This is a genomic window from Streptomyces griseoviridis (genome assembly GCF_005222485.1).
Taxonomy (GTDB): Bacteria; Actinomycetota; Actinomycetes; order Streptomycetales; family Streptomycetaceae; genus Streptomyces; species Streptomyces hintoniae.
Map to the genome: position 1 here is coordinate 4,937,415 of NZ_CP029078.1, position 12,983 is coordinate 4,950,397.

At 71.1% G+C, this 12,983-nt stretch carries 8 protein-coding genes; 7 read left to right on the forward strand and 1 reads right to left on the reverse strand.

The window, feature by feature from the left end; genetic code table 11:
* Nucleotides 1-152: 152 nt before the first annotated feature.
* Entirely contained in the window at nt 153-2,657 is a 2,505-nt protein-coding gene (locus tag DDJ31_RS21230; RefSeq protein WP_164784922.1) for a DEAD/DEAH box helicase, read from the reverse strand.
* An 80-nt stretch (nt 2,658-2,737) separates the two neighbouring features.
* Here DDJ31_RS21230 and bldG point away from each other — a divergent pair, with 80 nt between their 5' ends.
* The 7 genes from bldG (at nt 2,738) to topA (ending at nt 12,857) form a co-directional block, all read left to right on the forward strand.
* Nucleotides 2,738-3,079 carry an anti-sigma factor antagonist BldG gene (gene bldG, locus DDJ31_RS21235; protein WP_003975386.1) on the forward strand — a complete coding sequence of 114 codons (342 nt, stop codon included), beginning with the start codon at nt 2,738-2,740 and terminating at the stop codon, nt 3,077-3,079.
* A 115-nt stretch (nt 3,080-3,194) separates the two neighbouring features.
* Nucleotides 3,195-3,626, forward strand: a complete 432-nt coding sequence (locus tag DDJ31_RS21240; protein WP_127178740.1) for an ATP-binding protein — start codon at nt 3,195-3,197, stop codon at nt 3,624-3,626.
* A gap of 382 nt (nt 3,627-4,008) precedes the next feature.
* Complete coding sequence (locus tag DDJ31_RS21245; RefSeq protein WP_127178739.1) at nt 4,009-6,408, forward strand: sodium-translocating pyrophosphatase; 2,400 nt, start codon at nt 4,009-4,011, stop codon at nt 6,406-6,408.
* 218 nt (nt 6,409-6,626) lie between these two features.
* Nucleotides 6,627-7,220: a small secreted protein gene (locus DDJ31_RS21250; protein WP_127178738.1), complete on the forward strand. Its 594-nt coding sequence runs from the start codon at nt 6,627-6,629 to the stop codon at nt 7,218-7,220.
* Nucleotides 7,221-7,705: 485 nt separating this feature from the next.
* Nucleotides 7,706-9,238, forward strand: a complete 1,533-nt coding sequence (locus DDJ31_RS21255; RefSeq protein ID WP_127182668.1) for a DUF7059 domain-containing protein — start codon at nt 7,706-7,708, stop codon at nt 9,236-9,238.
* Between the two features lie 341 nt (nt 9,239-9,579).
* Complete coding sequence (locus DDJ31_RS21260; protein ID WP_127178737.1) at nt 9,580-9,777, forward strand: hypothetical protein; 198 nt, start codon at nt 9,580-9,582, stop codon at nt 9,775-9,777.
* 245 nt (nt 9,778-10,022) lie between these two features.
* Nucleotides 10,023-12,857, forward strand: coding sequence for a type I DNA topoisomerase (topA, locus tag DDJ31_RS21265; protein ID WP_127178736.1), 2,835 nt, complete (start codon nt 10,023-10,025; stop codon nt 12,855-12,857).
* Nucleotides 12,858-12,983 lie beyond the last annotated feature (126 nt).

A 12,983-nucleotide genomic window follows, 5' to 3' on the forward strand; every position in this document is an offset into this window, starting at 1 on the left:
CATGTGGGGCTTGCGGGACCTGCCGGACCTGCGGGACCTGCCGGACCTGCGGGATCTGCCGGACCTGCGGGGTCTGCGGGGCATGTGCGGCTTGCGGGACCTGCCGGACCTGCGTGGCTGTCATGCCGGACGGGCCCGTGGGGCCCACGGGGTCAATGGGACCCGCGTGGCGAACCGGGGGGCTCCTCCTGGGCCCGGTCTTCCGGTGCGGCTCGCAGCAGGGCTGTGAGCAGGCGTATCGCGCCCCTCTTGTGCAGCGGGTCGTTGCCGTTGCCGCACTTGGGGGACTGGATGCAGGACGGGCAGCCGGCCTCGCACTCGCAGGAGGCGATGGCTTCGAGGGTGGCGCTGAGCCAGGTGCGGGCGGTGTGGAAGGCGCGCTCAGCGAAGCCCGCGCCGCCGGGATGGCCGTCGTAGACGAAGACCGTCGGCAGCAGGGTGTCGGGGTGCAGGGGGATCGAGACGCCGCCGATGTCCCAGCGGTCGCAGGTCGCGAAGAGGGGCAGCAGGCCGATGGAGGCGTGTTCGGCCGCGTGCAGGGCGCCGCCGAGGATCTCCGGGTTGATCCGGGCCTCGTCGAGCTGGTCCTCGGTGACCGTCCACCACACCGCGCGGGTGCGCAGCGTGCGGGGAGGGAGGTCGAGTTTGGTCTCGCCGAGGACTTCGCCGGTGATGACCCGGCGGCGCAGGAAGGAGACGACCTGGTTGGTGACCTCGACGGAGCCGTAGCAGAGGCGGCCGTCGCCCCACGGGATCTCGGTGTCGGTCTCCAGGACGGAGATGGCGGTCGTGTCCCGGGCGACCGTCGAGTAGGACGGGGTGGCCTGCTCGACCAGGGCCACCGACTCGTCCAGGTCGAGCGAGCGCACCAGATAGGTGCGGCCCTGGTGCAGATGGACCGCGCCCTCGTGCACCGTCGTGTGCGCGGAGCCGGCGTCGACGGTGCCGAGCAGGCGGCCGGTGCCGGTCTCGACGATCTGGACCGGCGGTCCGCCCTCGCCGCGGATGTCGGTGAGGTCGGCGGCCCGCTCCCGGCGCGTCCAGTGCCAGGCGGTCGCCCGGCGGCGCAGCAGCTTCGCGGCCTCCAGCTGGGGCAGCAGCCCGGCGGCGGCCGGGCCGAACAGGGCGAGGTCCGCCTCGGTCAGCGGCAGCTCAGCGGCGGCGGCGCACAGGTGCGGGGCGAGGACGTACGGGTTGTCCGGGTCGAGGACCGTGGACTCCACGGGCTGCCGGAACAGCGCCTCGGGGTGGTGGACGAGGAAGGTGTCCAGCGGGTCGTCGCGGGCGACCAGCACGGCGAGGGCGCCCTGGCCGGCCCGTCCGGCGCGGCCCGCCTGCTGCCACAGGGAGGCGCGGGTGCCCGGGTAGCCGGCGATCAGGACGGCGTCGAGGCCGGAGACGTCGATGCCGAGTTCGAGGGCGGTGGTGGCGGAGAGGCCGAGGAGTTCGCCCGAGTGCAGGGCCTGCTCCAGGGCGCGGCGCTCCTCCGGGAGGTAGCCGCCCCGGTAGGCGGCCACCCGCTTGGCCAGCGAGCGGTCGACCTCGGCGAGGCGTTCCTGGGCGATGACGGCGATCAGTTCGGCGCCGCGCCGGGAGCGGACGAAGGCGACCGAGCGGACGCCCTGCACGGTGAGGTCGGTCAGCAGGTCGGCGGTCTCGGCGGTGGCCGAGCGGCGGACCGGCGCGCCCTTCTCGCCCTCCAGGTCGGTGAGCGGCGGCTCCCAGAGCGCGAACACCAGTTCGCCACGGGGTGACGCGTCGTCGGCGACCTCGACGACGGGCAGGCCGGTCAGCCTGCGGGCGGCCACCGAGGGCTCCGCCGCGGTCGCGGAGGCCAGCAGGAAGACGGGTGAGGCGCCGTAGCGGGCGCAGAGGCGGCGCAGCCGGCGCAGCACCTGGGCGACGTGCGAGCCGAAGACACCGCGATAGGTGTGGCACTCGTCGATGACGACGTACTTCAGCGACTTCAGGAAGGAGGACCAGCGGGGGTGGGACGGGAGGATGCCCCGGTGCAGCATGTCCGGGTTGGTCAGGACGTAGTTGGCGTACTGCCGAACCCACTCGCGTTCCTCGAACGGAGTGTCGCCGTCGTAGACCGCGGGGCGGATCGCGTTTCCGAGGGGTTGTGAAAGTTCTTTCACGGATCTGCGCTGATCGGCGGCGAGGGCCTTGGTGGGGGCGAGGTAGAGGGCGGTCGCGCCCCGGCCGTTGGGTGCCTCGGCGCCGTCCAGGAGGGTGGACAGGACGGGCACGAGGTACGACAGGGACTTCCCGGACGCGGTGCCGGTGGCGACCACCACCGACTCGCCGTCCAGCGCGTGTTCGGCTGCCTCTGCCTGGTGGGCCCAGGGGTGTTCGATCCCGGCGTCCCGCACCGCGGCGATCACTTCGGCGCGAATCCGATCAGGCCAGACGGCATGCCGACCCGCACGCGGGGGCAAGTGCTCCGTATGAGTGATGCGCGAAGCCCGGCTCGGCCCCGAGGCGAGCCGGTCGAGGACTATGCCGGGCGCGAGCCGCGGCACCCCGGAAACAGAGTCCGTCAGGGGTCCGTCGGGTCGGTGATTCTTGGCCATCGGCATCGAGTGTGTCACTGGCGTGACGGACAATGGGACCAAGGCGTCGTGCACGCCCGCCGGTAAGTGATTGAATGCCATCGCGGCTGGCGAACCGTTCCGGGGGCTCCGCCGAGGTGTCCCGAGGGACGACCGCTCGATAGCAAGGTGCTGGAGGATCCGTGGACCTGTCCCTGTCGACCCGTACCGTCGGCGATCGTACGGTCGTCGAGGTCGGTGGAGAAATCGACGTATATACCGCGCCCAAGTTGCGCGAGCAGCTGGTCGAGCTGGTCAACGACGGGAGTTTCCACCTCGTCGTCGACATGGAAGGTGTCGACTTCCTCGACTCCACCGGGCTCGGCGTGCTGGTCGGCGGCCTGAAGCGGGTGCGTGCCCACGAGGGCTCGCTGCGCCTGGTCTGCAACCAGGAGCGCATTCTGAAGATCTTCCGCATCACCGGTCTCACCAAGGTGTTCCCGATCCACACCTCGGTCGAGGAAGCGGTGGCGGCCACCGACTGACCGTCGGCCCGGGAGCGGGGCACCCTCGCGTCCGGGGCGGAAGAAGTACATCCAGGGGGTCCGGGTGTTCGGTGGCCCGGCCCCCCAAGCACGCCCGTAGTTCAGAGGGGGATGCATGGCCACCGTTGAACTCCGCTTCAGCGCGTTGCCGGAGCACGTCAGGACCGCCCGACTGGTGGCGGCAGCGGTGGCGCGCAGGGCCGGAGTGGACGAGGCCGTCCTCGACGAGGTCAGGCTCGCGGTCGGCGAGGCGTGCACCCGGGCCGTGGGCCTGCATCAGAACGGCGGCATCACGGCCCCGGTGCAGGTGCTGCTGATCGAGGAGGAGAAACAGTTCTCCATCGAGGTCGGCGACGAGGCACCGCGCTCGGTCCCGGGCGAGGGCGCGTCGGGCGCCGCGGGCGACGACGTCGAGACCGAGGAGGACGAGATGGGCCTCGCGGTCATCAGCGGCCTCGTCGACGACGTGGAGGTCTCCGCGGGCGAGCACGGCGGGTCGATCCGTATGACGTGGCCCACCGCACCGCCGCTCGCCCCGCTCCCCTGACACCGACCCGACGCCGTACCGCACCACCACCAGGGCCCCGCCGACGCGGGGCCCTGATGCGTTTCCGGCCGGACGGGACCGCCGTCGCGCCGGCCCCCTCCGGGCCGTTCCCGAATACGTGAAGGAATTCACGAACAATCGCGCTCGACGACGATCAACGGCCGATAATTTGATCAAGCCGCCGGGCGGTGCCAATATGGGAGTCGCGGTCGGCGGCAATGCCTCCGAGGTGTTACCGCATTCACGTTCCACTGCCGGACGTCGATCTTTCGACAACCTGCGTGTGCAGGCCAATTCATCGTGCCGCGCTCTGTATTGATCAGGTTCCGCTCCCTACAATCCGTCCACATCTTGAGCTCAGTCCAAGCGTCAAGGAGGACGAATGGCGGGGCTTTCCACCTCTCAGCGGTTCGACGGTTCCACATCCCTCGCGGCCGCGGTCCTGACCGACGGCAACCGGATCCTCGTGGTGGTCATCGCGGCCGTCGCGCTGGCCGCGCTCGTGGTGGCGGGCGTCCTGGTGCGCCAGGTGCTCGCGGCGGGCGAGGGAACCGACCGGATGAAGGAGATCGCGGGCGCCGTCCAGGAAGGCGCGAACGCCTATCTGGCCCGGCAGTTGCGCACCCTCGGAGTTTTCGCCGTCGTGGTGTTCTTCCTGCTCCTGTTGCTGCCCGCGAGCGACTGGAATCAACGCATCGGCCGATCGGTGTTCTTCTTGATCGGCGCGGGATTCTCGGCGGCCACCGGCTATATCGGCATGTGGCTCGCCGTCCGCAGTAATGTGCGGGTCGCCGCGGCGGCCAGAGAAGCGACTCCCGCGGAAGGCGAACCGGAAAAGGATCTCCTCACCGTCTCGCACCGGGCGATGAAGATCGCATTTCGCACCGGCGGTGTCGTCGGCATGTTCACGGTGGGGCTCGGTCTGCTGGGCGCCTCCTGCGTGGTGCTGGTGTACGCGGCCGACGCGCCGAAGGTGCTGGAGGGATTCGGTCTCGGCGCCGCTCTCATCGCCATGTTCATGAGGGTGGGCGGCGGCATCTTCACCAAGGCCGCCGACGTCGGCGCCGACCTGGTCGGCAAGGTCGAGAAGGGCATCCCGGAGGACGACCCGCGCAACGCCGCGACCATCGCCGACAACGTGGGCGACAACGTCGGCGACTGCGCGGGCATGGCGGCCGACCTCTTCGAGTCGTACGCCGTGACGCTGGTCGCCGCGCTGATCCTCGGCAAGGCAGCCTTCGGCGACGCCGGGCTCGCCTTCCCGCTGCTGGTGCCGGCGATCGGTGTGATCACCGCCATGATCGGCATCTTCGCGGTCTCCCCGCGCAGGTCCGACCGCGGCGGCATGTCCGCCATCAACCGCGGCTTCTTCATCTCCGCGGTGATCTCGCTGGTCCTGGTCGCGGTGGCCGTCTTCGTCTACCTCCCCGCCCACTACGCGGACCTGCACGGCGTCACCGACGCGGCGATCCGCGCGAAGGGCGGCGACCCGCGGGTCCTCGCGCTGGTCGCGGTGGCGATCGGCATCGTCCTGGCCGCCCTCATCCAGCAGTTGACCGGCTACTTCACCGAGACCACCCGCCGTCCGGTCCGCGACATCGGCAAGACCTCGCTCACCGGCCCGGCCACCGTGATCCTCGCGGGCATCTCGCTCGGGCTCGAATCCGCCGTCTACACCGCCCTGTTGATCGGGCTCAGCGTGTACGGGGCGTTCCTGCTCGGCGGTACGTCGATCATGCTCGCGCTGTTCGCGGTGGCGCTGGCCGGCACCGGCCTGCTCACCACGGTCGGTGTGATCGTCGCCATGGACACCTTCGGACCGGTCTCCGACAACGCCCAGGGCATCGCCGAGATGTCCGGCGACGTGCAGGGCGCGGGCGCGCAGGTGCTCACCAACCTGGACGCCGTCGGCAACACCACCAAGGCCATCACCAAGGGCATCGCCATCGCCACCGCCGTCCTCGCGGCCGCCGCCCTCTTCGGCTCCTACCGTGACGCGATCACGACCAACGTGGCCGACGTCGGCGAGAAACACACCGGCCCGGGATCACCGCTGACCCTGTCGATGGACATCTCGCAGCCCAACAACCTCGTCGGGCTCATCGCGGGCGCCGCGGTCGTCTTCCTCTTCTCGGGACTGGCGATCAACGCCGTCTCGCGGTCGGCGGGCTCGGTCGTCTACGAGGTGCGGCGGCAGTTCCGCGAGAAGCCCGGGATCATGGACTACAGCGAGAAACCCGAGTACGGCAAGGTCGTCGACATCTGCACCAAGGACGCCCTGCGGGAGCTGACCACGCCGGGACTGCTCGCCGTGATGGCGCCCATCTTCATCGGGTTCACGCTCGGCGTCGGCCCGCTCGGCGCGTACCTCGCGGGCGCGATCGGCACCGGCACGCTGATGGCGGTGTTCCTCGCCAACTCCGGCGGCGCCTGGGACAACGCCAAGAAGCTCGTCGAGGACGGCCACCACGGCGGCAAGGGCAGCGAGGCGCACGCCGCGACCGTGATCGGCGACACGGTCGGCGACCCCTTCAAGGACACCGCCGGGCCCGCGATCAACCCGCTGCTGAAGGTGATGAACCTGGTCTCGCTGCTCATCGCCCCGGCCGTGATCAAGTTCTCCTACGGCGCGGACCGGAGCCTCGGGCTGCGGATCCTGGTCGCGGCGGTGGCCCTGCTGGTCGTCGTCGGCGCGGTCTGGGTCTCCAAACGGCGCGGTATCGCCGTCGACGACGACGACAGCCACGGCACCAAGTCGCCCGACCACGCGGCGGTTTCCTAGCCGGCCGCACCGGGCGCGAGTGGCGGACCGGTTCAAGAGGCGGGCGGGAGGCGCGTGTTGACGCGCCGCCCCGCCCGCCTCCCGGCGTCAGGCCCCTCTCCGTGAGGCTTCTCTCTCTTGGTGCAAATGGCTGCAATGTGGCAGCAATGGGTGTCTTGCCGGACGGAGGAGAGGCGGAGGCGGTCCGTCCGCCGTGTAGGGTCCGGGGGCCCAGAGCGATGGAAGGGACCAATCCGGTGAACAAGAAGCTCGCGGCCACACTGTCCGGCGGTGCGGTACTGGCGCTGACGCTGTCGGGATGCGGCAGCGGCGACAACGGCAACGAGAAGCTGGACGCCTGGGCCAAGCAGGTCTGTGACGCGGTGCAGCCGCAGGCCAAGAAGATCGAGGCCGCGAACGCCGCGATCCAGAAGGAGACCTCGGACAACAGCAAGCCCGCGGACGTCAAGAAGACCGACGCGCAGGCCTTCCAGGACATGTCCCAGGCGTACAAGGCGATCGGGACCGCCGTCCAGCAGGCAGGGGCGCCGAACGTCGACAACGGCGCCAAGAAGCAGCAGGACGCCGTCAAGGAACTCAACGGCATCTCCGCGTCCTACGCGTCCCTGAAGAAGCAGGTCGACGACCTCGACACCAAGGACCAGGCCAAGTTCGCCGACGGCCTCAAGGGCATCGCCACTGCCCTCAACAAGCTCAGCCAGAGCGGCAACGACGCCCTGAAGACCCTGGAGGAGGGCGACGTCGGCAAGGCGATGGCCAAGCAGCCCAGCTGCAAGAGCGCGTCGGCCCCGGCGTCGGCGACAGCGGGCTGACGACGGCTTCGGCGGGTCTACGACGGTCCTGCGGGCGGATTGACGACGGTCCTGCGGGCGGGCTGATGACCGCTTCGGTGGGTTGACGACGGTCCGGCGGTTGGGCTGATGACCGCTTCGGCGGGTTGACGACTGACCAGCGGGCCGACGACGATCCTGCGCCGCGGGCCTGACCTGCGCTGGAGGCTCCTGGCCCGCGGCGCGAGGGTTCCGCCCCGGCCGCCGCCGCGCGCACCGAGGTACGCGTGCGCCCGCCCCGGTCGCGTCCATGAGCGCGGCGAGGGACGTTCCGGTGACGCGACGGTACGCGCGCGTGCCCGGTCCGTCGCGTGGGCGCTCGCGATGTCAGTGCGAGCGGCCACAATGGGGGCGTGAGTGATTCCGGTCTGTCCTCCCCGTCCCCCCTGCCGTCCTCGCCGACCGCGCCCACCGCGCCTTCCGCGCCCACCGCGCCTTCCTCGGATTCTTCGGGGCTCTCGGAGTCCATGGACGCGTCCCGGCCGTCCCGGTCCTCCCTCCCCGCGCTGCCGGACTCCGACCGGCCCGAGGTGGCCGCCCTGCTGCGGGACGCCTTCCTGGGCGCCTCCTTCACCGCCGACGGACTGCTCGACCTGCTCGGCGCCCCCGCGTACGCGGCGCTGGCCCGCAGCGAGACCGTGCCCGCGCTCAGGGCCACCCGCGGTGACACCCCGCTCGAGCTGCTCGTCCGGCTGTTCCTGTTGCAGCAGCCCGTGCCGCACGCACGCGTGGCGGACGTCCTCCCCGTCGCCGCGTGTCTGGAGAGCGGCTGGCTGACGGCCGCGGGACCCGACGAGGTCGCCGCCGCCGTGGACGTCAGGCCCTACGGCGGACCCGAGGGCGAGGACTGGTTCATCGTCTCCGACCTGGGCTGCGCGGTCGGCGGCGCCGGCGGCATCGGCAGCCGCGAGGAGGGCGTCGTCCTCGGCGTGGGCGGCGCCTCCACGACCCTGGCCGGCATCACCGTCCGCACGCCGGTCGCCGCCGCCCTCGACCTCGGCACCGGCTCAGGCATCCAGGCGCTGCACGCCGGCCGGCACGCCACGCGCGTGACGGCCACCGACCTCAACCCGCGCGCGCTGCACATCACCGCGCTCACCCTGGCCCTCTCCGGCGCACCCGCCGCCGACCTCCGCCAGGGCTCGCTCTTCGAGCCGGTCCCGGACGGCGAGCGGTACGACCTGATCGTCTCCAACCCGCCGTTCGTGATCTCGCCCGGCGCCCGGCTGACCTACCGGGACGGCGGGATGGGCGGGGACGACCTGTGCCGCACGCTCGTTCAGCAGTCGGGGGAGCGGCTGTCCGAGGGCGGGTACGCGCACTTCCTCGCCAACTGGCAGCACGTCGCGGGCGAGGAGTGGCAGGACCGGCTCCGCGCGTGGGTGCCCCGCGGCTGCGACGCCTGGATCGTGCAGCGCGAGGTGCAGGACGTCACGCAGTACGCGGAGCTGTGGCTGCGGGACGCCGGCGACCACCGCGCCGACCAGGCCGCCTACCAGGCGCTGTACGACGCGTGGCTCGACGAGTTCGAGGCGCGCAAGGTGAAGGCGGTCGGCTTCGGGTGGATCACCTTGCGCAGGACGGACTCGGCGGAGCCGGCGGTCACCGTGGAGGAGTGGCCGCACCCGGTCGAGCAGCCGCTCGGCGACACGGTCCTGGCGCACTTCGCCCGGCTCGACTACCTGCGGGCGCACGATGACGCGGCGCTGCTCGAAGCCCACTTCAAGCTCGCCGCCGAGGTGGTCCAGGAACAGGTCGGGCTGCCCGGCGCCGAGGACCCCGAGCACGTGGTGCTGCGCCAGCACCGCGGGATGCGCCGGGCCACCAAGGTGGACACGGTCGGCGCGGGCTTCGCTGGCGTGTGCGACGGCTCGCTGAGCGCCGGCCGCATCCTGGACGCGATCGCGCAACTCGTCGGCGAGGACCCGGTCCTGCTCCGCGACCGGACCCCGGCGCAGATTCGCCTCTTGGTGGAGCAGGGCTTCCTCGAACCGGTGTGAGCGACCGGTTCCGGCCGGGCCAAAACCGGTGGCGTGCCCTGACCCCGTCGCCGGGAAGGGAAACCGGCCAACCCGGCGCCCGGTGATGCGAGGCCCGCAGGGGCGTGCGCCCCGGCGTGTTCGAGACACTCCGGGCGCTGAGGGTCGCCGCCGGCCGTCGCCGCGCGGAAGCGGCGCCCCCGCGTTCACCTCCGGTTCGCCCGCCCGCAGCCCGCGCGTGCCAGTCTCCCCGGCGAGGCACGCGCCGACGTCGGGATGTCGAGATGTCGGGCCGTCGGGACGTCGGGACAGCGGGCCGTCGGGACAGCGGGACAGTGGGAGAAACGGGGGGCTGGGGAACCATGGAAAGCGGACCGGCGATCTTCGCGGGCGCGGTGTTCGCCCTGTTCGGGGCGGCACTGCTGGGGTGGACCGTGACCCGGGTGCGGCAGGGCCGGCCCGTCGCCCACGATGTGAACCCTGTCGCATCGGCGACCCTCGCGAGCCTCTGCTCGCTCACCGCGCTGATTCTCGCCGCGTGGTGCTTCTCGCGGCTCTGAGAACCCGCGCCGAGCTGCGGCACCGCTGTTCAGAACGTGATCGTCCGGTTCGGCTCGAAAAGGCCGGTGGGGACTCCGGGCGGCAGGAATGGCGGTAGTCGGGTTACCGTTCGAGTGGCCGTTGCGGGCTTTTCCCGTTTGACACGGGGGCGGGATGTACCGTCACACTCCGCAGCGTCACCATGACCCGACCCCGGGACGAAGGCCTGGGGAGGCCCCAGCATCGACCGGAGAGAAGAGCGAAGTTGTCCCCGACCAGCGAGACCGCACAGGGCGGGCGTCGACTCGTCATCGTCGAGTCGCCTGCCAAGGCGAAGACGATCAAGGGCTATCTCGGCCCCGGCTACGTAGTCGAAGCGAGCGTCGGGCACATCCGCGACCTTCCCAACGGTGCCGCGGAGGTACCCGAGAAGTACACCGGTGAGGTCCGCCGCCTCGGTGTGGACGTCGAACACGACTTCCAGCCGATCTACGTGATCAACGCCGACAAGCGGGCGCAGGTCAAGAAGCTCAAGGACCTCCTGAAGGACTCCGACGAGCTGTTCCTCGCCACCGATGAGGACCGGGAGGGCGAGGCCATCGCCTGGCACCTCCAGGAAGTCCTCAAGCCGAAGATCCCCGTCAAGCGCATGGTGTTCCACGAGATCACCAAGGACGCGATCCGGGCGGCCGTCGCCAACCCGCGCCAGCTCAACCAGAAGCTCGTCGACGCGCAGGAGACCCGCCGCATCCTCGACCGCCTCTACGGCTACGAGGTCTCGCCCGTCCTGTGGAAGAAGGTCATGCCGCGCCTGTCGGCCGGCCGTGTCCAGTCCGTCGCCACCCGGCTCGTGGTGGAGCGGGAACGCGAGCGCATCGCGTTCCGTTCCGCCGAGTACTGGGACCTGACGGGCACCTTCGCCACCGGCCGCGCCGGGGACTCCTCGGACCCGTCGTCGCTAGTCGCCCGCCTCCAGAGCGTCGACGGCAGGCGGGTCGCGCAGGGCCGCGACTTCGACTCCGTCGGCCGGCTCAAGAGCGAGCAGATCCTCCACCTCGACGAGGCGAACGCCCGCGCCCTCGCCGCCGCGCTCGCGGAGACCCGGTTCGCCGTCCGCTCCGTCGAGTCCAAGCCGTACCGCCGCTCGCCGTACGCCCCGTTCCGTACGACGACGCTCCAGCAGGAGGCCAGCCGCAAGCTCGGCTTCGGCGCGAAGGCCACGATGCAGGTGGCCCAGAAGCTGTACGAGAACGGCTTCATCACCTACATGCGTACGGACTCCACGACCCTGAGCGACACGGCCGTCACCGCCGCCCGCGCCCAGGTCACCCAGCTGTACGGCGCCGACTACCTGCCGCCGCAGCCGCGCACCTACGCCGGGAAGGTCAAGAACGCGCAGGAGGCGCACGAGGCGATCCGCCCCTCGGGTGATCGTTTCCGCACCCCCGCCGAGACCGGCCTGACCGGCGACCAGTTCCGGCTGTACGAGCTGATCTGGAAGCGGACCGTCGCCTCCCAGATGAAGGACGCCACCGGCAACAGCGTGACGGTGAAGATCGGCGGCACCGCCTCCGACGGCCGCGACGTCGAGTTCAGCGCCTCCGGCAAGACGATCACGTTCCACGGCTTCCTCAAGGCGTACGTCGAGGGCGCCGACGACCCGAACGCGGAGCTGGACGACCGCGAGCGCCGCCTCCCGCAGGTCGCCGAGGGCGACGCGCTGAGCGCCGAGGAGCTCACGGTCGACGGGCACGCCACCAAGCCCCCGGCCCGCTACACCGAGGCCAGCCTCGTCAAGGAGCTGGAAGAGCGCGAGATCGGCCGCCCGTCGACGTACGCGTCGATCATCGGCACCATCCTCGACCGCGGCTACGTCTTCAAGAAGGGCACCGCGCTCGTCCCGTCCTTCCTCTCCTTCGCCGTCGTCAACCTCCTGGAGAAGCACTTCGGGCGGCTCGTCGACTACGACTTCACCGCCAGGATGGAGGACGACCTCGACCGCATCGCGCGCGGTGAGGCGAAGGCCGTGCCGTGGCTGAAGCGTTTCTACTTCGGCGAGGGCACGGGCACCGGCGGGGCGGCCGAGGCCGGCAACGGCGACGGCGACCACCTCGGCGGCCTCAAGGAACTGGTGACGGACCTGGGCGCGATCGACGCCCGCGAGGTCTCCTCGTTCCCGGTCGGCAACGACATCGTGCTGCGGGTCGGCCGCTACGGCCCGTACATCGAGCGCGGCGAGAAGGACTCCGAGAACCACCAGCGCGCCGACATCCAGGAGGACCTGGCCCCGGACGAGCTGTCCGTGGAGCTGGCGGAGGAACTGCTCGCCAAGCCGAGCGGCGACTTCGAGCTGGGCACCGACCCGCAGAGCGGCCACCAGATCGTCGCCAAGGACGGCCGGTACGGCCCCTACGTCACCGAGGTGCTCCCCGAGGGCACCCCGAAGACCGGGAAGAACGCCGTCAAGCCGCGTACCGCGTCCCTCTTCAAGTCCATGTCCCTCGACACGGTCACCCTGGAGGAGGCGCTCCAGCTGATGTCGCTGCCGCGCGTCGTCGGCGTGGACGCGGAGGGCGTGGAGATCACCGCGCAGAACGGCCGCTACGGCCCGTACCTGAAGAAGGGGACCGACTCGCGGTCCCTCACCAGCGAGGACCAGCTGTTCACGATCACGCTGGAGGAGGCGCTGGCGATCTACGCGCAGCCCAAGCAGCGTGGCCGCGCCGCCGCCAAGCCGCCGCTGAAGGAGCTGGGCGAGGACCCGGTCAGCGCGAAGCCGGTCGTGGTGAAGGACGGCCGGTTCGGCCCGTACGTCACCGACGGGGAGACCAACGCGACGCTGCGCTCGGGCGACAGCGTCGAGGAGATCACCCCGGAACGCGGCTACGAACTCCTCGCCGAGAAGCGGGCGAAGGCCCCGGCGAAGAAGACGGCCAAGAAGGCGCCCGCCAAGAAGGCACCGGCGAAGAAGACGGCCGCCAAGAAGACCGCCGCGAAGAAGGCCGCCCCCGCCAAGAAGGCGACGGCGGCGAAGAAGACGACGGCGAAGTCGGCCACGGCGACCAAGAAGACGACGGCCGCGAAGAGCACGGACGACTGACGGGGGAACGGTCCCCTCGTGAGGCGCGGGAGTCCTTCGCGAGGTGCGGAAGCTCCTCCGTGAGGTGCGGGAGCCCTTCGCGAGGGGGGAACGGCCCCTTCGTGAAGTGCGGGAGCGCCCTTCACG